The following is a 20,332-nucleotide window of genomic DNA, read 5'->3' as shown; positions in this document are numbered from 1 at the left end:
CTGATGGTCTCAGTGCTCTCCGCGCGAGCGGAGGTGAGCCGTCCCCGTCGACGTTCGGACCGACGTCCGCGTCGTGCTCTCCGCGCGAGCGGAGGTGAGCCGTTCGTTGCGCAGATGGGGTTCGGCACCGCGCCGTGCTCTCCGCGCGAGCGGAGGTGAGCCGGTCGACTTCGACGTGCCGGGGCAGTCGGCGGGGTGCTCTCCGCGCGAGCGGAGGTGAGCCAGGTCACCGTGGACGTGAAGGAAGCATGGAACAGTGCTCTCCGCGCGAGCGGAGGTGAGCCGAAGCGCCACCCCATGTTCGTTCACGAGCTCACGTGCTCTCCGCGCGAGCGGAGGTGAGCCGTTCGAGGGGCAGACGGAAGACCTGGCGACCAGGTGCTCTCCGCGCGAGCGGAGGTGAGCCGCGCTGCGGATGCCTGAAGGATCGCCGGGATTTGTGCTCTCCGCGCGAGCGGAGGTGAGCCGGCGAAGGCGACGGCGTCGCCCAGGCACAGGTCGTGCTCTCCGCGCGAGCGGAGGTGAGCCGTTCTCGCCCCACGCGACGGCGTCGTACTCGATGTGCTCTCCGCGCGAGCGGAGGTGAGCCGCCGGTTGGCCACCCCTGCAACGAGGACCGGTGGTGCTCTCCGCGCGAGCGGAGGTGAGCCGTTTAAGACCGACCGGCAGTAGGTGGTGGAGCACGGTCGCGATGAGGGGTGGCAGCAGAACGGGCACAGGCCCGCGTGATCATGGAGTTCTCTACGCTCTGTGACCGCGAAGGACGACTGTGCCCGCGCTGCCATCATGCCTGCTTGAACCCGCCTGGGACCAGTTCAGGGCCCTGCTGCCCGATCGGGCCGAGTTTGACCCCGACCATCCGCTCGGCTGCCATCGGCGGCGTATACCGGACCGCGTCGTGTTCGACCACGTCGTCCAAGCGCTGGTCCACGGCTCCGGATACGAGCGCATCTCCTCGCCCGGATGCTCCGACCGCACGATCCGACGCCGCGTCAAGCTGTGGGCTCAGATGGGGATCTCACAAGCGCTGCACCGGATCGCCCTGGAGGCGTACGACCGCATGATCGGCCTTGACCTCGATGAAATCTCGGTCGACGGCTGCATCACCAAGGCGCCGTGCGGCGGAGAGAAAGCGGGGCGCTCGCCTGTCGACCGGGGCAAGCAAGGACTGAAGCGCTCGGTCGCCTCCGACGCGTGCGGGGTTCCACTCGGGATCGTATCCGCCGGGGCGAACCGGCACGACTCGCCGCTGCTCGGCCCCACCCTGGCAGCGGCCAAAGAGCAGGCTGGTGCGATGCCGGAGGCTGTCAACGTCAACCTCGACCGCGGGTACGACAGCACCAAGTCACGTGTGTTGATCGGCGAGTTGGGATTCTCGGCCGAGATCGCCCGCAAAGGCGTGCCCGCCCCGATCCAGGCCGGCAAGCGCTGGGTGGTGGAGCGCACACACTCGTGGATGAACGACTACGGCAAGCTGCGGCGCTGCACCGAGAGGAGCGGCGATGTCGTGGACTTCTACCTCTACCTCGCCGCCGCACTCGTCACGCTCCGCATGCTCATTCGACGCTCGACGAGCCGCTACCGCTGGGACGGCCGCCCCACCACCCGACGCCTCAAATGATCCATTTGCCGGTGGGTCTAAATTTAAATCTTTCGCGCAGGCTTCGGGGTGCTCTCCGCGCGAGCGGAGGTGAGCCGTCCGCGCTTGACGCGGAGCGCAAGCGGCGCCGGTGCTCTCCGCGCGAGCGGAGGTGAGCCGCCCGTCCCTGGCACCCCGAGGGGTGGCCGGTCGTGCTCTCCGCGCGAGCGGAGGTGAGCCGACCGAGATGGACGACGCGTACCGGCCGCTCACGTGCTCTCCGCGCGCGAGCGGAGGTGAGCCGCCCGCTGGGAGCTTCCGGTGTGGGGCCCGTCCGTGCTCTCCGCGCGAGCGGAGGTGAGCCGGTGTCGTCCATGCCGGCCGAGGCGTCCATCAGGTGCTCTCCGCGCGAGCGGAGGTGAGCCGCCGCCTAGGGTCACTGCATGATCGGGTGGCGGGTGCTCTCCGCGCGAGCGGAGGTGAGCCGATAGCCTCCGGGCCACCGGACCCGACTCCGAGGTGCTCTCCGCGCGAGCGGAGGTGAGCCGGTCTCTCCGCCGTCCTCCTGGGCCAGCAGGGCGTGCTCTCCGCGCGAGCGGAGGTGAGCCGCCTCGAAGCGGCACGGCAAGCCCCGGCCGCAGGTGCTCTCCGCGCGAGCGGAGGTGAGCCGGCTACTTCTGCTTCGTGCGCCCACTGACCGGCGTGCTCTCCGCGCGAGCGGAGGTGAGCCGGAGCTGGAGGCGCGGCGGCGGCCGGTCCGGGCGTGCTCTCCGCGCGAGCGGAGGTGAGCCGGCTGTGACGCGAGCGTTTCGTGCGACCCCGAAGTGCTCTCCGCGCGAGCGGAGGTGAGCCGTTCCAGCGAGGTCTCCGGCCAGCCGGGACAGTGTGCTCTCCGCGCGAGCGGAGGTGAGCCGCCCGTGTCTGGGAAGCGGTGCGGCGGCTCCCGGTGCTCTCCGCGCGAGCGGAGGTGAGCCGCCGTCTCCCGGAACGAGTACTGCATCTGGAACGTGCTCTCCGCGCGAGCGGAGGTGAGCCGCCGAGCGCCGCGGCAACTGCCCGTGCGGCACCGTGCTCTCCCCCCGAGCGGAGGTGAGCCGGGGCCGACCCGCTTGTCAAAGGCGGGGTATTGGTGCTCTCCGCGCGAGCGGAGGTGAGCCGGAGCCCGACCCGGGAGCGCAGAACGGCCACGCGTGCTCTCCGCGCGAGCGGAGGTGAGCCGGCTTGAGGCGTCAGCTGCTCCGTCAGCGCGGTGTGCTCTCCGCGCGAGCGGAGGTGAGCCGCCAGGCCCAGGCCGAGTCTCTGGGCGTGGAGGGTGCTCTCCGCGCGAGCGGAGGTGAGCCGGGCCGCCCGCGCGGCCGGGAGGGGGTCCGGCTGTGCTCTCCGCGCGAGCGGAGGTGAGCCGGAGCAGTACGGGTGGCGGTGGCGGAGCAAGGCGTGCTCTCCGCGCGAGCGGAGGTGAGCCGGTGGTCCACCCACTCCCCGACCATCGGGCCCAGTGCTCTCCGCGCGAGCGGAGGTGAGCCGTCCCTACCCCCTCCCCCTCGGTGTCCGTTTTGGTGCTCTCCGCGCGAGCGGAGGTGAGCCGCCCGCGCCGGCACCTTCACCATGGCCGCCCGCGTGCTCTCCGCGCGAGCGGAGGTGAGCCGGCGACTTCATCGCCGGCGGATGCCTGATCGACGTGCTCTCCGCGCGAGCGGAGGTGAGCCGACTGCGTTCCGCTGCTCCCGGAACCCGTCGCGGTGCTCTCCGCGCGAGCGGAGGTGAGCCGGATTTGGGCCGCGACGTCCTGGCCGTTGGGCCGTGCTCTCCGCGCGAGCGGAGGTGAGCCGAAGCTTCAAGACCTCAGACGCGGCGACCGGCTGTGCTCTCCGCGCGAGCGGAGGTGAGCCGGCCGAGGGGATCCACATCTGGGACATGCACACGTGCTCTCCGCGCGAGCGGAGGTGAGCCGCTCATCCACCTCTCCGGTCGGACCCAGCTGGAGTGCTCTCCGCGCGAGCGGAGGTGAGCCGAAGTGCCGGCGCCCCGCACCGAGGAAGCCGCGGTGCTCTCCGCGCGAGCGGAGGTGAGCCGTGGCGGGGCGTCCACCACCGAGTATCCCAGGAGTGCTCTCCGCGCGAGCGGAGGTGAGCCGGAGAACCAGCGTGAACCACGACCGTGAACGCGGTGCTCTCCGCGCGAGCGGAGGTGAGCCGACCCGTTCCCGACCCCCAGGGGCCGTGAACGGGTGCTCTCCGCGCGAGCGGAGGTGAGCCGGAGCACAAGGGCCACGGCATGGCCATGGCCACGTGCTCTCCGCGCGAGCGGAGGTGAGCCGTAGCCGACCGCCGCACGCCCGTTCGCTGACAGGTGCTCTCCGCGCGAGCGGAGGTGAGCCGGTCCTGACGATCCAGTGGGCCAGCTACCGGGCGTGCTCTCCGCGCGAGCGGAGGTGAGCCGGCACTGGGTGGCCCGGCCGGTGTCAGCCCCGTGTGCTCTCCGCGCGAGCGGAGGTGAGCCGACCTAGCCGGTCTGGCCCACCAGGAGTCGTTAGTGCTCTCCGCGCGAGCGGAGGTGAGCCGACACCGGCAGAAATGAGGGCGGACGCCGAAGCGTGCTCTCCGCGCGAGCGGAGGTGAGCCGGCACTCGACATGCCCGCTCCCCAGACCGTCACGTGCTCTCCGCGCGAGCGGAGGTGAGCCGCTGCACCGGTTGGCGGGGTCGGTCATCGTGCTGTGCTCTCCGCGCGAGCGGAGGTGAGCCGGACGTCCTCGACCCGCCGCCGGTCCTCGGTCCGTGCTCTCCGCGCGAGCGGAGGTGAGCCGGTGTGGGGATTCGTGGGTCGTGCAAATGCTGCGTTCTCTCCGCGCGAGCGGAGGTGAGCCGGCGACGAAGAACCCGCTGCGGGCGGACCGCCGGTGCTCTCCGCGCGAGCGGAGGTGAGCCGGCTGATGCCGCCGCCGGTGAGCGGGGGCTGACGTGCTCTCCGCGCGAGCGGAGGTGAGCCTGCGCTTCGCCTTCTGGGCCGCCGGCAAGGCGCGTGCTCTCCGCGCGAGCGGAGGTGAGCCGAGGCGCGGGAGCAGGCGGCCCAGAACCGCAGGGTGCTCTCCGCGCGAGCGGAGGTGAGCCGCCCGCCGACCCCAAGAAGCGCCGCAGCCTGGTGTGCTCTCCGCGCGAGCGGAGGTGAGCCGTACTGCCCGAGTCTGATCGTCACCGAGACGCCGTGCTCTCCGCGCGAGCGGAGGTGAGCCGATCGAGCCGCGGTAGATGGCGGGGGTGCGTTCGTGCTCTCCGCGCGAGCGGAGGTGAGCCGTCGATCGCTAGTGACTTGAGGGCGGCGCCGGCGTGCTCTCCGCGCGAGCGGAGGTGAGCCGTCCTGGTCCTGGCGGCGGAACTGATCCTGCTCGTGCTCTCCGCGCGAGCGGAGGTGAGCCGACCGGCCGCCAGGGCAACATGTCGCCGTTCGAGTGCTCTCCGCGCGAGCGGAGGTGAGCCGGCGTACGGCAAGGCCGATGCCAAAGGAACTCAGTGCTCTCCGCGCGAGCGGAGGTGAGCCGCAGAAGGCGTACGAGTCCCGACGGATGGGCCGGTGCTCTCCGCGCGAGCGGAGGTGAGCCGACTCCGTAGTGGACGGCATCAGCAGGATGCGGGTGCTCTCCGCGCGAGCGGAGGTGAGCCGTCCTGCCGCGCCACCCCGGCGGGGTCCTCGGCGTGCTCTCCGCGCGAGCGGAGGTGAGCCGGCGGTTCCCTCGCCATGGAGATGACCCGCGCCGTGCTCTCCGCGCGAGCGGAGGTGAGCCGGAGGCAATCGACCTCATCAGCCGCGGCTACAAGTGCTCTCCGCGCGAGCGGAGGTGAGCCGCTGACGCCGTACGTCACGCAGCGGCCCGCTCCGTGCTCTCCGCGCGAGCGGAGGTGAGCCGACGAGAGCAGCGGACACAACGGCTCCGGCTACGTGCTCTCCGCGCGAGCGGAGGTGAGCCGGTCAAGGCGGTGCTGGTCCAGATCGAGCCGGAGTGCTCTCCGCGCGAGCGGAGGTGAGCCGTGACAGCGCTCGACACGGAGTCCACCCCGCTCGTGCTCTCCGCGCGAGCGGAGGGTGAGCCGTCCCTCATGCGTGCCGGCGACGCCTCCTTCCAGTGCTCTCCGCGCGAGCGGAGGTGAGCCGCCGCCAAGACCGCCCCCGTCCACCTCTCGATCGTGCTCTCCGCGCGAGCGGAGGTGAGCCGGCGAAGGCCGCCGGGCAGGAAGTGCCGGCGGAGTGCTCTCCGCGCGAGCGGAGGTGAGCCGGGCTGGGAGGAGCGGATGCTCGCCCTGTCCGGGTGCTCTCCGCGCGAGCGGAGGTGAGCCGCTGCTGAGACGCTGGACAGGATCCGCAACGAGGTGCTCTCCGCGCGAGCGGAGGTGAGCCGCGCGCCACCAAAGCCGCGCAGGATGCCGAGAAGTGCTCTCCGCGCGAGCGGAGGTGAGCCGACGGGGTGGACGTTCCACTTCGACATCGACGCGTGCTCTCCGCGCGAGCGGAGGTGAGCCGGCGACCCAGAACCCGTTCCGTGCGGACCGCCGGTGCTCTCCGCGCGAGCGGAGGTGAGCCGCCCTCGGCGTCTTCCGCCGGTCTCAGGCGGATGTGCTCTCCGCGCGAGCGGAGGTGAGCCGCCGCTGCGTGAGTGGCTCGACGCTCAGGAGGGGTGCTCTCCGCGCGAGCGGAGGTGAGCCGCTCGCGGAAGCCACCGCCGAGGTCCAGGCCGAGTGCTCTCCGCGCGAGCGGAGGTGAGCCGCTGATCATCCCCGCGTTCCTCGGTACCGGTGCGTGCTCTCCGCGCGAGCGGAGGTGAGCCGGCCCTGTCGGTCCTGGCTCTCCGCAAGATGCAGTGCTCTCCGCGCGAGCGGAGGTGAGCCGGCATTCGCGGTGCGGTCCCTCGCCCACCCAGTGTGCTCTCCGCGCGAGCGGAGGTGAGCCGATCTCGGTCACCAGGTGGGGCACGGACTTCCAGTGCTCTCCGCGCGAGCGGAGGTGAGCCGCTACTCTTCGGCGGTCCCGACCGAGGGCGGTCGTGCTCTCCGCGCGAGCGGAGGTGAGCCGCCTTTTTGGAAAGAATGAAAGTAGTTCAAAACGTGCTCTCCGCGCGAGCGGAGGTGAGCCGCGCCACGCCCACGACGAAAAGGTGAAGGAAGTAAGTGTGCTCTCCGCGCGAGCGGAGGTGAGCCGCGATCAGGAGACCCGGCCCAAAACCAGCAGTCGTGCTCTCCGCGCGAGCGGAGGTGAGCCGGAGGTCGATGTGTACTTCGACTCCCGCGTGCTGTGCTCTCCGCGCGAGCGGAGGTGAGCCGTAGAGGTCGAAGGCGAGGGTGCGTCGACCTTCGTGCTCTCCGCGCGAGCGGAGGTGAGCCGCGTGGGACGCGATCCTGGAGACGACGGCCCGCGTGCTCTCCGCGCGAGCGGAGGTGAGCCGGCCGAGGAGAAGAAGGCCGCCACCGCCAGCGCGTGCTCTCCGCGCGAGCGGAGGTGAGCCGAACGACGAGGAAGCCGCCCGGTCGGTCATGGCGTGCTCTCCGCGCGAGCGGAGGTGAGCCGGCCCAGGAGTCCGCCGACCTCAAGTCGGCACGGTGCTCTCCGCGCGAGCGGAGGTGAGCCGCCGGACGTCGACATCTGGGAGGCCGGGAACAAGTGCTCTCCGCGCGAGCGGAGGTGAGCCGCACCTGGACCACTTCTGGAAGCGGTTCGAGCGGTGCTCTCCGCGCGAGCGGAGGTGAGCCGTACGTGGTCGGCATGCCCATGTGGATGTGGGTGTGCTCTCCGCGCGAGCGGAGGTGAGCCGGACCCGGGCGACGGCATCCACCGCTACCAGCTGTGCTCTCCGCGCGAGCGGAGGTGAGCCGCGGCTTCGCGCCGAGCCGATTGCCCAGCTCTAGTGCTCTCCGCGCGAGCGGAGGTGAGCCGCCGGGTCGCTTGAGCGGGTGCAGACGGCTGGAGTGCTCTCCGCGCGAGCGGAGGTGAGCCGTCGTCATCGATCAGGCGCGGTCCATGTACCGGGTGCTCTCCGCGCGAGCGGAGGTGAGCCGTCGCATGCGGGTTGGTCCCGCCCCATCGAGCAGTGCTCTCCGCGCGAGCGGAGGTGAGCCGATCCTGCACAAGCGCAGCGGCTCGTACTTCAAGTGCTCTCCGCGCGAGCGGAGGTGAGCCGTATCCCTTGGGGCGCTGAGGGACGATTAGGCCGTGCTCTCCGCGCGAGCGGAGGTGAGCCCCTCGATGGGGAGGCCTACAACATCAACGACTCGTGCTCTCCGCGCGAGCGGAGGTGAGCCGACGATCAAGGTGTGCGATAAGGCTGCTCCGGCGTGCTCTCCGCGCGAGCGGAGGTGAGCCGCCGCCTGACCACCCGCCCTTCGCGCCACCGCAGTGCTCTCCGCGCGAGCGGAGGTGAGCCGGGGCAGTCATCGGCCTGGCTCCTCGGTCACAGGTGCTCTCCGCGCGAGCGGAGGTGAGCCGCCCGCTGGGAGCTCCCGGTATGGGGCCCGTCCGTGCTCTCCGCGCGAGCGGAGGTGAGCCGCCGAAGTGGGCCCGGTCGCTGACGGTCTGGCCGTGCTCTCCGCGCGAGCGGAGGTGAGCCGCCCCGCCCGTGAAAAGGACGGACGCTTCGAGGGTGCTCTCCGCGCGAGCGGAGGTGAGCCGGCGATGAAGACGATGAGGAGCGCGAGCATGATGTGCTCTCCGCGCGAGCGGAGGTGAGCCGCCCCGCCGGACACCCGGCGGGGCTTCTTACGGGTGCTCTCCGCGCGAGCGGAGGTGAGCCGGCCGATCCCTCTGCTTCGAGGGGGACGATAACGTGCTCTCCGCGCGAGCGGAGGTGAGCCGGAATACCCGTTCATGATGAGGTTGACTGATGGGTGCTCTCCGCGCGAGCGGAGGTGAGCCGCCCGCGGGCGTTGTCACGTTGTTGGGTGTGTGGGTGTCTGACTGTGCGTCGAGGCGTGGTGGGGCCGGGTGCCGGCCTGGGCTCAGGCCGCGGTAGGTCGGCCGGTGACGCCGGTGATCTGCTCCCAGGTGGTGAAGCGGATGGTCATTTCGGCTCGGTGTTCGGATGCGGTCATCAGGTGGCGTCGGGGCCGGAAGTGGGGTGAGATGCCGCTGAACGCGGACAGGAACCGCTGGGCCCCGCCCACGCTGCGGAAGCCCTTCATGGCCCGTTCGCGTTGCCTCGTCGGCTGGTGACTGTTCTCGGCCCGGTTGTTCAATCCCTTGTGGGAGCGGTGCTCCACCGAGGGCATGACCTCGCGGTGGGCGGCGCCGTAGGAACGCAGCCTGTCGGTGACGACCACTCGCGGCACCCCGCCCGTCGTCGTCATCAGCCTGCGGAAGAAGCGCCTGGCCGCGGCCGTGTCCCGCCGCTTCTGCACCAGGATGTCCAGGACATTGCCGTCCTGGTCGACAGCCCGCCACAGATACTTCTGCTCACCGTTGATCTTGATGAAGACCTCGTCCAGATGCCACTTGTCCCCCGGCCGTGGCTGTCGGCGGCGCAGCGCGTTGGCGTACGCCTGCCCGAACTTCAGACACCAGCGGCGCACGGTCTCGTGGGACACGATGACACCGCGCTCGAGCATCAGCTCCTCGACTTCACGGAAACTGAGCGGGAACCGGAAGTACAGCCACACACAGTGCGCGATGATCTCGACCGGGTACCGGTGCCCCCTGTACGACGGCGACACGCTCCCCACGGACGATCCCCCTCCACCATGATCAACCCGAGGATCCTCCCACGCCACCGCCAACGTGACAGCGCCGTGTCGTTTTGTCGGTGGGTGTTCGTCATTGTTTTGTCAGTGGTTTGGTGGGGTGTCCTGGCTGGTGGTGCGGGGTGCTGGGTTCTGACAGTGGATGCCGATGAGTGACTGTCGTTTTTGCGGGGTGTGGTGGTCGGTTTGCTGCTGATCGCTATGAGGGGTGGGGGTGTTCGTGCTGGTCAGCGGGGTGGTGTGGCCGGAGTTGGCCATGCGGGGTCGCCGGTCAGGATGCTGATGGCGGGCGTGATTCCTGATGCTGCGGCAGTCTCGGTGAGTTGGTTGTGGTGGTGGAAGTTGGTGTGCTGGAACAGGTGCCTGCTGGGGTGGTGGTGACCGTTGAGGTAGTGCCAGGCCCGCGCGGCGATCAGCAACGGCTGCGCCCATGTGGGGACGGGGTGCCAGTGGCGTGTGCTGGTGGGCCGGTACGGCCGGCGGGGGAGGGCGAGGGCGGTGGCGTCGGGTGCGAGGTCTGCGAGCCGGACGGCGGCGAGTTGTTCGGCCTGGTCTGTGTGGCTGAGGAGTTGGGCAGCGAGGAGCCCTGCGTGGAGCGGGTGCCCGATCTGCTGTACCTGCTGGATGAGTTTGCGTCCGCTGCCACGGGCGTGGGTGTCGGGGCCGTCTGTGTGCGGCCTCGTGCCCGGGTGTGCAGGGCCTTTCTCCCGGAGCCTGTCCCGGGCCGCGTCGAAGTCGTCGGTCCTCTGGTTGGCTTCGTTGATTTCTGGGAGCAGCGTTTGTCGACGCGTTCCGGAGCCAGATGGCGATCACTCGGATCGTGAATGTTGATGAGAAATGGGTTCTGGCACAGATCTTGGGGAGCGATCGCGGAGGGTGACGGCATCGTTCGATTGCAAGGGATAGTCGCGGACCTCGGGCCCGTCACCGCGCACCCCGACCACCACAGGCATGAGGCCGCCCTGTCCGACCCGGCACATACGCTGTCGCCACGAAACTGAGATCCTGAAGCTGGAGGCGGCGTGTCTTTGACGTGGCTGGAGACGGAGGGCGGCCCGTTCATCGTGGTTCCACGCTCCGCGCTGGTGCACTGGTCGGGAACGGAGGGCGACTACGACCGGGCTTGCGAGGTGATGGATCTCGTTGGAGTCCTCGCACTGGCCGACGGAGCCGAGGCGCTCGTCCTCGGGGACGAACCTCTGTCCACCGCCTACCTTCCTGAGTACCGAGTCCTCGTCCGCTGGTGCTACGCGGAGAGCGAGGAAGGTGTCGCTGACATCATCCGGGTTGGACTTCTCACCGCAGAGTGGGAGGAAGGGCCTGAACTGAGCACTACTGGCGAGCTCGTCATGTTCGACGCCGCCTACTTCGGCACCGAAGTAGGGACACTCACGGCCAGCACCGCTCTCGAACTCGGTGCTGGCCGCTACCGGGTGGACTCGGCAAGCGTCGAACCCGATCACCTGACGTCCTTTCGTGTCCACCGATTTGTCGAGCTGGCCTGACCCGACGTTGGTACAGATCCTGGGGAGTCGTGGCTGAGGGTCACTGAAGCAGGATCATCTTGCGTAGGAGTTCGAATCCGGCTCGCCCGTAGAGCTGCCTCTTGATCTTCTTGATGCGGTTCACGGCGCCTTCGATGCTGCCGGAACTCCAGTCCAAGGTGAGGCCGGCTGTCACGGCGTCGCGGTCACGGAGCAGGTGAAGTGCGAAGCCGGTGAGGCCGGGTAGTTGGCTGGCCTCGACCGCGTCGATCCAGGCAGGGAGCATGGCGCCGAGGCGGCCCGTGAGTAACTCTCCGAAGCCACGGACATGCCCGGCGGCCACGTCCAGTTCGGGACAGCGAGCCAGGACATTCTTCAGGGCGGTACGTTCCTCCTCGGTCAGGGCCGTGGGGTGACGGGTGAGCCAGCCGGTTACCTGCCGCACTGTCGGAGGCCGCGGCGGCGCGCTGGCCGGAGCCGTGCGCAAAGTGGCGATGTGGGCGCGAACCATCTGGTAGGTGACGGGCGCGTTGTCGGCGAGGAGTTCACGGTGGAGGTGGGTGACGCTGGTGCATCCCTCGGCAAATCGCCGTTCCAGGTAGGGCTTGTAGGGGTCCAGCCTGCTGGACCGGGGCCGGTTCTCGCGGATGGTGTCCTGCCAGCGTGCGGCGGTCGCGTACCGGAGCACGGTGTTGAGGCCCCAGCCCAGGTGCCGGGCGATCGCCCGGCGTGAGTGGCCTTGGGTGAGCATCTGGTGGACCAGGGCGTGTGCGGCCTTCTTGCGCTCGGCCCGCCGGCCGATGGGTTCGCAGTCGTCCTGCGGCCGACTGGACTCTGGGCTGATCGCCTCCAGCAGTGTGCCGCTGGGCGACGGGCTGCGCAGGCAGTCGCGGTGGGCGGCGACGCAGGTCTCCACGGCCCGGCCGAGGCCCTGCCACAGATGGAACCGGTCAGCGACCTGCAGGGCATCGGGGGCACCGCGCCGGGCACCTTCGGCGTAGGCGCCGGATCGGTCCCGGCAGATGATCTCCACGCCGGGGTGACGGATCAGCCACGCGGCCAGCGGCCCGGCTTCACGCGTCGGGAGCACATCGACCACGCGATGGGCTTCCACGCAGGTCAAGACGGTGGAGTAGGTCTGCCCGCGGCGGATCGCGAAGTCGTCCACGCCCAGCACACGCGGCGTGCTGAACTGCGGATCGGGCAATGCCATGACCCTGCGCAGCAAGGTCATCCTTCCCGCGCCGAAGCCCAGCTGGGCGGCCAGCCGGGCGCCGGCTCGCCCGGCCAGGGCGAGCCCTACTCGCTCCAGGGCGTGGTTGAGCCGAGTGGTGAACCGTGCGTACGGGGCGGCCAACCGTGAGAACGGCTCGGCGAACGTCCGGCGCGGACAGTCCGCCGCCCTACAGATGAAACGCCGGACCATCAACCGGATCACGAAGCCCTGCTCAGCGAGCGGAAGATCCTTCAACCTGCGGTGATAGCGGTCGTGCACCCGGTTTGAGAAGCGGCCGCAGTCGGGACACTCCGCCCCGGCCACCCGGCCTCTCGCCACCACCTCGACTGTGCCGAAGACAGCGGTCACCGCTTCGACGTCCACCTCGTCGATACCGTCGAACACGAGCGAGTCCCAGAATGATGCATCGGTTTGCATGACCAGCACGATCACCGTTCACGGCCGACCACGGCAGAGACGACCAAAGACTTGACGGAGCGTCATTTTTGGCTACCGGACGACCAGGCGTACGCGGTCTCACGCGACCCAGCCCCTCACAATCGAACACCAAGGTGACGCTCAGCGACCGCTCCCCAAGATCTGTGCCAGAACCGAGAAATGACGGCGCCGCGAACGCTCGGCCCCGCATCGTGCCGGTCTCCGGCTCCGAGGATGAACCGAGCCGTGGTTGGCGTTGAGATTGATCAGACCCGGCAGCGGGCGCAAGGGCATCGACGCGGTTCTCGTATTCGTGGCGGGCCTTGCGCTGTGCCGGGATCAGTCCGGAAGACGTTCGCGAAGGGCCCGGCGGTCGGCGAATTCCAGGGGTCGTTGCAACACGTGATCACCGACGTGTGGTGGCGAGCAGTTTAGACAGGCGCTCGGCTGGGGTTTCCCAGCCGAGCGCCTTGCGTGGGCGGCTGTTGAGTTCGGCAGCGACTGCGTCGAGGTGGTCCCGGGTGTGGCCGGACAGGCTGCTGCCCTAGAGACTGCCCGATTCGCGACCAGCGTACGGGCCCCAATCTCTCGCCCCATGGCAGCTCCAGCCCAAAGCCGCTCCCGCCGACCTCATCGGGCCCGTGTGCGATCGTCACGCCTCCCAGGTACGTTGAGCCGTCAGCCGAGGGAGAACGCTCGCGAGGGAGTCGCCCCGCAACGCGTGGCTGCGGGGCGCCGATCCACTTTCGCAACGGGTCCTAGTGGGGTTTAGTCGACCGTCTGCCCGTCGTACATACCACCCCTGCAGGTCGGGAGCACGGGCGTCGACCGATCGATCGTTCCGCCGCCGTCTGTGCACTCACCCGGGGTGACGCTGGCCGGGGTGACGCTGGCCGGGGTGACGCTGCCGGCGGTGGCGGTGGCGGCGCCTGTGAGGCCGAGTCCGGCGAGGGCTGCCGTGGCGAAGACTGCGGCGAGGATTCGTCGAATGCGCATTTGGTTCGCCTTTCACAGATTGCCTCGGTTGGGGCACTAGCCAGCTTGATCTTCACCCATGTGGGTGGCACGTCATGTTGGGCCATTCGGGTGACAGTGTTGTCGGGTGCGGGGCCTGCCGGGCCGGTCAGGGGCGGCCGCAGTTGTCGGAGGGCTGGTGATCGGCGCCGTTCTGTCGGTCCGGGTTCGGCGTCGTTTTGTCAGTGGTTTGGTGGGATGTTCTGTCTGTTGGTGCGGGGTGCTGGGTTCTGACAGCGAATGCCGATGTCTGACTGCCGTTTTTGCCGGGGTGTGGTGGTCGGTTTCCTGCTGATTGCTAGTAGTGCTTGGTCAGGTCGGTATTGGGGCGGGTATGTCGCGGTGGCAGGTGGGGCAGGCGCCGGTCCAGATCGCGAGCAGGGTCTGCAGTTCGCGGACGACTTGGTAGAGGCTCAGGCCGGCGCCGCGTCTTTTGGGGCCCGGGCCAGCCGCTGCAGGGTGCAGAAAGCGTGCGCGGCGGACACGAGGGTGACGTGGTGGTGCCAGCCGGCCCAGGTCCGGCCCTCGAAGTGGGCCAGGCCCAGGGCCTGCTTCATCTCCCGGTAGTCGTGCTCGATCCGCCAGCGGAGCTTGGCGAGCCGGACCAGGGTGGTCAGCGCAGTGTCGGCGGGCAGGTCGGACAGCCAGAACTGGACCGGCTCGCTCTCACCGGCGGGCCACTCGGCCAGCAGCCAGCACACGGGCAGCTCCGGGCCGTCGGTGGCCTGCCGGACCTCGCGTCCGGCAGGCCGGATCCGCAGGGCCACGAACCGGGAGTACATCCGTTTCACTCCGGAGCGGCCCGTGCCGGGCCGGGAACCCTCCCGCCATTGCACGGGCCTGGCCGCCTTCCGGCCAGCGGCGACCACCAGCTCTTTCACCGACTGCGGCTTGTCCGGGTACTTCGCCACCGGCGGGCGTCCGGTCCCGGAGTACGGCTCGGTCACCGGCGCCGCGTCGTCGGGCTGGGCCGACAGCGTGGTGGAGATCCCCACCACGTAGTTCAGGCCGCGGGCCTGCACCCCGTGCCGGAACGCGGCGGCGTCGCCGTATCCGGCGTCCGCGATGGCCAGCGGCACCTCGATGCCCCACGAGCGGGTCTCATCCAGCATGTCCAGGGCCAGCTGCCACTTCTCCACGTGCCCGACGTCCTCGGGGATCTGGCAGACGGCACGGCGGCCGGTTTTGTCCGGGTCGGCCTTCGGCGAGTCGGGGTCCCACGTCTCGGGCAGGAACAGCCGCCAGTTGACCGCCGCCGAGGCGTGGTCATGGGCGAGATGCAGCGAGACGCCGACCTGGCAGTTGGTGACCTTGCCCGCCGTGCCGGTGTACTGCCGCGACACACACGCCGAAGCGGTCCCGTCCTTCAGGAACCCCGTGTCGTCGAAAATGAGCGCGGACGGCCCGATCGCGGCCTCCATCCGCCAGGCCACCCTGGCTCGCACATGCGCCGGATCCCACGGACTGGTGGTCACGAAGTTGGCCAGCGCCTGCCGATTCCCGTCCTCACCCAGCCGGGCCGCCATCGGCTCGACCGACTTGCGCCGACCGTCGATCAGCAGCCCCCGCAGGTAGACCTGCCCCCACCGACGCTGGTCCTTCCGCGCGAACGGCTCGAACACCTCCACCGCGAACGCTTCCAACTCACCACGCACCGCCGCAATCTCGTCCGGAGTCACACACTCACAACGCCACCCGAACCCAACAGACACGCACCACCACAGCCGACCTGACCAAGCACTACTAGGACAATGGAGGTATGGGCGAGCGCGACGTGGAACAGGGCGAGTCCGCCGTACCGGCGCCGGTGCCCCTGGACGCTGTCGGCGCGCGTGTGGTGACGGCAGGGCTGCGGGAGGCGATGGATGATGTCCGGCGGTCGGTCGGCGTCCTCGCGGCCCGTGTCCGTGACGCGCACGCCGCCCGGGTCTGGGCACCGCTCGGCCATGCCTCGTGGGCAAAGTACTGCGCCGGGGAGTTCGGTATCAGCTGTCACGGGTCAGTGAATCTGCACAGTGGTCGCGCTTGTGACCTGGGGTTGTGCAGGTTGGCTGAGCGGGTTAGTGGCTGTGCTGGCTCACTGAATCTGCGCAGAGCACGGAGTGGGCCAGTGGTCTGACCTGCGGAGTTCCTAGCTCCGGGTCCGGTTGCGCAGGTTGGTTGGTACCGCGCAGTTTCACTGGTCCGCGATACCAACCAAGCGGGAAGAGGCCCGCCGTTGTTGAGTTTTCGGCAGAACTGTCAGCGGCTGCCGGGCACGTAGGGAGAGGGGCGACGGCATGACCGACCGCCAGGCGTTAGGTTTGGTGTTGTGCTTCCTCCTCGGGGCGTTTATCGCATTCCTGTGGTCGGAGGGGTTCAGGTTCGGCGCTCTCGCTATCGGCCTGATCGCCGGTTCGCACATCTATGACTGGATGGATGAGGCATCAGCAGATGAGGCAAAACGTCCAGCATTGACCGTATTCGTAGAAATCGCCGGGATTGTCAGCGCGCTGATCGCCCTTGGCCAGCTCATCAAAAGCTGAGCCCGATCCCCGACCAGCACGGCATGAGCTGGCAGACTGCGGCGGCAGGGCGGGGCGCCGCCCTCACACGCTCCCCGCCTACCAGCGCATCCCGAGCTGATCGAGGTCTGTCCGGCGTTGTTGGGGGAGTTTCGCGGCACGTTTGCGGGCGTTGTCGAGTCGCAGATCGGGCAGCGCGCAGGCGTGGGCCTCGGGAACGGGAGTTTTTCGACGGCTCGGGAGTCACTCACGGCTGCGTGGGTGGTTTCCGGGGCCACCCTTCGGCGAAGGCCCTGAGTTGTCTCCAGCGCTGCCCTGACGGCCTGTCGAGCCGTCCTCCGTCTCCAGCTCCTCGGCGTGCTTCCGGGGCACGCGTAGGTGTCCTTCCCGGGCGTGGAACTGCTGTGCCGCCGCGAGGTTGAGCGCCCACTTCGCATCCTGCGTCCGTTTCACCGGCCGCTCGTCCTCCTCGGCCGGTGTGATCTCGAGGGTGTTCTCCAGGATCCACGGCGCTGTCACGTTGGCGGTGGCGTGGGAGGATCCTCGGGTTGATCATGGTGGAGGGGGATCGTCCGTGGGGAGCGTGTCGCCGTCGTACAGGGGGCACCGGTACCCGGTCGAGATCATCGCGCACTGTGTGTGGCTGTACTTCCGGTTCCCGCTCAGTTTCCGTGAAGTCGAGGAGCTGATGCTCGAGCGCGGTGTCATCGTGTCCCACGAGACCGTGCGCCGCTGGTGTCTGAAGTTCGGGCAGGCGTACGCCAACGCGCTGCGCCGCCGACAGCCACGGCCGGGGGACAAGTGGCATCTGGACGAGGTCTTCATCAAGATCAACGGTGAGCAGAAGTATCTGTGGCGGGCTGTCGACCAGGACGGCAATGTCCTGGACATCCTGGTGCAGAAGCGGCGGGACACGGCCGCGGCCAGGCGCTTCTTCCGCAGGCTGATGACGACGACGGGCGGGGTGCCGCGAGTGGTCGTCACCGACAGGCTGCGTTCCTACGGCGCCGCCCACCGCGAGGTCATGCCCTCGGTGGAGCACCGCTCCCACAAGGGATTGAACAACCGGGCCGAGAACAGTCACCAGCCGACGAGGCAACGCGAACGGGCCATGAAGGGCTTCCGCAGCGTGGGCGGGGCCCAGCGGTTCCTGTCCGCGTTCAGCGGCATCTCACCCCACTTCCGGCCCCGACGCCACCTGATGACCGCATCCGAACACCGAGCCGAAATGACCATCCGCTTCACCACCTGGGAGCAGATCACCGGCGTCACCGGCCGACCTACCGCGGCCTGAGCCCAGGCCGGCACCCGGCCCCACCACACCTCGACGCACAGTCAGACACCCACACACCCAACAACGTGACAACGCCGCTCGCCGAGCACGGTGACACCGAAGACGCCCCGATCCCGGTCGCCATCGAGACCACCCGTGGCCTGCTCGCCCACCAACACCTCGGCGTGCGCGAAGAACAGCTGGTGATACCGCAGTGCCGGCAGCAACGACTCCGCCCTGGCCCCGGTGGCCGCGGCGTCCGTACGCGCTTGGCACCAGCACAGCCGGCAGTATCCCTTCCGCAGCGGGCCGTATCCGGTGCAGCCGGTACACCGGCCGTCCGAACCGGGGCGGGCGAAGGAGGAGCATCCTCCGCAGCACCGTATGAACAGCAGTCCCCAGCCCAGGCAGTGTGGGCAACTCTTTGGCTCCAACATGGAGTTACCGTCCTCGCGCCGACCGCCTCGTCACTGCGGCGGCAGGGACCGGCCGTCCCGCCGCCGCGGCAGCACCGCAGGCGCGGAGGCACCGACGGCGACAGCCTGCTGGCCAGCCTCCTCGCCGGGGCGGGTGACCTTGTCCGGTTCGGGGATCAGCAGGTCGCCGATCTCGCAGCCGAGAACGACGCAGATGACATCCAGATCCTCCAGCTTGAGGGAGACCGGCTGTCCGGACCACAGCCCGGACATCTTTCCCGCCGAGATCACCAGCCCGTGCTCGGCCAGGCCCCGCTGGAGCTCGGATGCCTTCCAGATACCCTTGTTCGCGGCGGTCAGCCGCAGGTTCCACCTCATCGGATCAGCCCTTCCAGCCGCTTCGCGGCCCGCTCGGTCCCGGCGGCCCAGGCGTCCTCGACCCGGGTCTGCTGGACGTGGACGTATCGCATCGTGGTTCTGGTCCTTCCAAGTGCCCGACGTCCCCGCGGATGGTGCCGTCCGCCAGGCCCGCCGAGGCCCGTGCGAGGACGAACCCGGACAGCGCGTCGGTCTCGAACCGCTCCAGCTCCTCCGCCGAGGCGGGCGCCCAGTGCTCACGCAGGTCCCGTACGACTGCCAGCGCCGCCAACCCGAGCCTCCTCACCTTCGGCCCGACTGCGGATCGGTCGGACGAGATGAGAACGCTTCAAGAATCCCGAAGTTACGTCACGAGACAGCAGAACACTCGAAGGAGGAAGAACCCCCTGGCCACAGGGACAGAGACTCAGCGGGGCTCAGGGGAACTCGCGGGATGTCGCACACTGGTGGGCTCGCCTATTCAGCTCTCGCCAGTTCTCCGTGGAGTCCACCCTGCTGGTGACCGTGTGTGGTCGCTGGGGGCGTATCGGCTCCAGGTTCCTCCGGCCTCGGACGTGAGGCGGGCGTGGTGACCTGGTGGTAGCCGAGGGCATCGGCGGGGCCGGCATCTCCAGGACCTGCTGGCGGATCGCTGCGGCCCGGCTGGCGGTCGTGGGGACACCGAGGTCGTTGACCAGCGCGGCGAGAGTGAAGGGATGCAGCGGCTGGCCGGCGCGTCGGCCGGGGAACAGCCAGTGGGAGTCGCGGTTCGTCGCGGTGTTCGGGTTGTCCCGGTTGGCGATCCAGGCGACGGCCGATCCCCTGAGTCACCCGAACCGGCGATGGCACCACACCTGTTGCACCGACTACCGTTGGCGCTCCGCGCGCTGAGCTGCCCGAACAGACCCCCAGCCGCCTCGCACCACACCACCTCCCCCAGAGAACCCGCTGTGCGGCCGCTGCCGGGACCGGCGACGCGGGAACCGCGAAACCTGACCCTGCACAGATCAGCCCCAGTTGGACCTATTGGAGCTAACAGGTCCAGCCAGGGCTGACGTGCGTCCGGATGCGGTCGCAGCACTAGGGCGCGTGTGAGGTCGTGATCAATATTCGTATTTCGCTGCCGTGCTGGGGCTGGGCGCGGTAGAACGCCGTGTGTGACACGCCGACAACTCACCGATGACCAGTGGAAGCTCATCGAGCCGTACCTGCCGATCGGCGAGTACGGCCCCTACCCGGCGAGGCTGCGTGACCAGTTCGAGGGAGTGATCTGGCGCTTCCGGTCCGGTGGCCAGTGGCGGGAGATGCCCGACGCGTTCGGCCCCTGGTCGACCGTCTACGGGCGCTTCCGCGTCTGGCGGGACGCGGGCGTCTTCACCGCCCTGCTGGAAGGCGTGATCGCCGAGGCCGCCCGGCAGGGGAAGGTGGACCTGTCGCTGGTCAGCGTGGATTCCACGACCGCTCGCGCGCATCACGACGCCGCCGGGATGCGTATCGACCCACAGGTCATGGAAGCCCTGGAGAAGGCCGCCCGGGAACAGGAGCAGGCCCGGTCAAAGGGGGCGGTATCGAGGAACAAAGCGGGCAGGGAGACCAGGACGATCCCGGCCGCGAGGAACGGCGACGTCTCCGGCGCAGACGCCGGGCCCGCCTGAAGCACGCCCTGCTCGGCAGGTCCAGGGGCGGGCTGACCTGCAAGGTCCATCTCGCCGTGCCGCTGACCGTAAGTGCCGCCCACTGGCGATCGTAGTGACCGCTGGACAGGCCGCCGACAGCCCGCAATTCATCCCGGTGCTGCAGAAGGTCCGCGTCCGGCTGCCTGTCGGCCGCCCGCGCACACGGCCCGCTGCCGTGGCCGGCGACAAGGCGTACTCCTCCCGCGCCAACCGCGCTCACCTGCGCAAACGCGGAATCAAGTCCGTCATCCCGGAGAAGAAGGACCAGGCCGCCCACCGGAAGAACCGAGGCAGCAGAGGCGGCCGGCCCGTCACCCACGACGCAGAGCTCTACAAGGACCGCAACACCGTCGAGCGCGTGATCAACAAACTGAAAGCCTGGCGCGGCATCGCGACCCGCTACGACAAGACCCCCGAGAGCTACGACGCCGGGCTCCACCTACGGGCCTCCACTGGATCAACGACCTCCTGCCCACGACAGGATGATCGCGACCTCACACAGGCCCTAGACGACCGTCGCCTTCGGCGTCGTCTCGCCGACGGGAAACGTCAGCTGTCCCGGATCAGGCTGCTCGGACGGATGCCGATGTACCCGCCCCTTCAACTGCTGAAGGTAGCGCGTCGCGCACGTCCCCGGCCCTGAAGTACGACTGGAGGC

11 protein-coding genes, 2 pseudogenes and 3 CRISPR repeat arrays (1 of these 16 running past the window's edge) are annotated in these 20,332 nt (G+C 69.3%); of the genes and pseudogenes, 5 read left to right on the top strand and 8 right to left on the bottom strand.

Annotated features, from left to right (window positions below):
- Positions 1 to 651: a CRISPR direct-repeat array (repeat unit 29 nt; unit sequence GTGCTCTCCGCGCGAGCGGAGGTGAGCCG) (it extends 903 nt beyond the left edge of the window).
- A gap of 118 nt (positions 652 to 769) precedes the next feature.
- Positions 770 to 1,621 carry an IS5 family transposase gene (locus OHA19_RS44975; RefSeq protein WP_266424814.1) on the top strand — a complete coding sequence of 284 codons (852 nt, stop codon included), beginning with the start codon at positions 770 to 772 and terminating at the stop codon, positions 1,619 to 1,621.
- Positions 1,622 to 1,668: 47 nt separating this feature from the next.
- Positions 1,669 to 5,604: direct repeats of the CRISPR family, unit length 29 nt; unit sequence GTGCTCTCCGCGCGAGCGGAGGTGAGCCG.
- A 93-nt stretch (positions 5,605 to 5,697) separates the two neighbouring features.
- Positions 5,698 to 8,476: a CRISPR direct-repeat array (repeat unit 29 nt; unit sequence GTGCTCTCCGCGCGAGCGGAGGTGAGCCG).
- Between the two features lie 82 nt (positions 8,477 to 8,558).
- Here the strand turns inward: OHA19_RS44975 and OHA19_RS44970 are convergent.
- Both OHA19_RS44970 and OHA19_RS44965 read right to left on the bottom strand, forming a co-directional pair.
- Positions 8,559 to 9,278: an IS6 family transposase gene (locus OHA19_RS44970; RefSeq protein ID WP_331734831.1), complete on the bottom strand. Its 720-nt coding sequence runs from the start codon at positions 9,276 to 9,278 to the stop codon at positions 8,559 to 8,561.
- 245 nt (positions 9,279 to 9,523) lie between these two features.
- On the bottom strand, positions 9,524 to 9,715 hold the full coding sequence (locus OHA19_RS44965) for a hypothetical protein (protein WP_331734570.1): 192 nt from the start codon (positions 9,713 to 9,715) through the stop codon (positions 9,524 to 9,526).
- 603 nt (positions 9,716 to 10,318) lie between these two features.
- Between OHA19_RS44965 and OHA19_RS44960 the strand changes: the two genes are divergently transcribed.
- Positions 10,319 to 10,801, top strand: a complete 483-nt coding sequence (locus OHA19_RS44960; RefSeq protein WP_331734568.1) for an Imm21 family immunity protein — start codon at positions 10,319 to 10,321, stop codon at positions 10,799 to 10,801.
- Between the two features lie 40 nt (positions 10,802 to 10,841).
- Here the strand turns inward: OHA19_RS44960 and OHA19_RS44955 are convergent, their stop codons facing one another.
- From OHA19_RS44955 to OHA19_RS44945, 3 genes are all read right to left on the bottom strand, one after another.
- Positions 10,842 to 12,434 carry an ISL3 family transposase gene (locus tag OHA19_RS44955; protein ID WP_331754044.1) on the bottom strand — a complete coding sequence of 531 codons (1,593 nt, stop codon included), beginning with the start codon at positions 12,432 to 12,434 and terminating at the stop codon, positions 10,842 to 10,844.
- A gap of 768 nt (positions 12,435 to 13,202) precedes the next feature.
- Complete coding sequence (locus OHA19_RS44950; RefSeq protein ID WP_326605255.1) at positions 13,203 to 13,430, bottom strand: hypothetical protein; 228 nt, start codon at positions 13,428 to 13,430, stop codon at positions 13,203 to 13,205.
- A gap of 431 nt (positions 13,431 to 13,861) precedes the next feature.
- Complete coding sequence (locus OHA19_RS44945; protein WP_405753552.1) at positions 13,862 to 15,112, bottom strand: IS701 family transposase; 1,251 nt, start codon at positions 15,110 to 15,112, stop codon at positions 13,862 to 13,864.
- Between the two features lie 615 nt (positions 15,113 to 15,727).
- Here OHA19_RS44945 and OHA19_RS44940 point away from each other — a divergent pair.
- On the top strand, positions 15,728 to 15,973 hold the full coding sequence (locus tag OHA19_RS44940; RefSeq protein ID WP_331734560.1) for a hypothetical protein: 246 nt from the start codon (positions 15,728 to 15,730) through the stop codon (positions 15,971 to 15,973).
- Between the two features lie 222 nt (positions 15,974 to 16,195).
- Here OHA19_RS44940 and OHA19_RS44935 read toward each other — a convergent pair whose 3' ends face one another.
- Positions 16,196 to 16,471, bottom strand: a complete 276-nt coding sequence (locus OHA19_RS44935) for a helicase associated domain-containing protein (RefSeq protein ID WP_331734559.1) — start codon at positions 16,469 to 16,471, stop codon at positions 16,196 to 16,198.
- A gap of 55 nt (positions 16,472 to 16,526) precedes the next feature.
- Here OHA19_RS44935 and OHA19_RS44930 point away from each other — a divergent pair, with 55 nt between their 5' ends.
- Entirely contained in the window at positions 16,527 to 17,246 is a 720-nt protein-coding gene (locus OHA19_RS44930; protein ID WP_331734831.1) for an IS6 family transposase, read from the top strand.
- 446 nt (positions 17,247 to 17,692) lie between these two features.
- Here the strand turns inward: OHA19_RS44930 and OHA19_RS44925 are convergent, their stop codons facing one another.
- Positions 17,693 to 18,019: a helix-turn-helix transcriptional regulator gene (locus tag OHA19_RS44925; RefSeq protein WP_331734552.1), complete on the bottom strand. Its 327-nt coding sequence runs from the start codon at positions 18,017 to 18,019 to the stop codon at positions 17,693 to 17,695.
- Between the two features lie 106 nt (positions 18,020 to 18,125).
- Positions 18,126 to 18,290, bottom strand: a pseudogene (locus OHA19_RS44920) (site-specific integrase); the annotation flags it as partial.
- 865 nt (positions 18,291 to 19,155) lie between these two features.
- On the opposite strand from OHA19_RS44920, the pseudogene OHA19_RS44915 reads away from it, so the two are divergent.
- A pseudogene (locus OHA19_RS44915) lies at positions 19,156 to 20,160 on the top strand (IS5 family transposase).
- The last annotated feature ends 172 nt before the right edge of the window (positions 20,161 to 20,332 follow it).

This window comes from Streptomyces sp. NBC_00012 (assembly GCF_045040875.1).
Taxonomy (GTDB): domain Bacteria; phylum Actinomycetota; class Actinomycetes; order Streptomycetales; family Streptomycetaceae; genus Streptomyces.
Note: the sequence above shows the minus strand (reverse complement) of the source record. Positions and strands in the feature narration are given on the sequence as shown.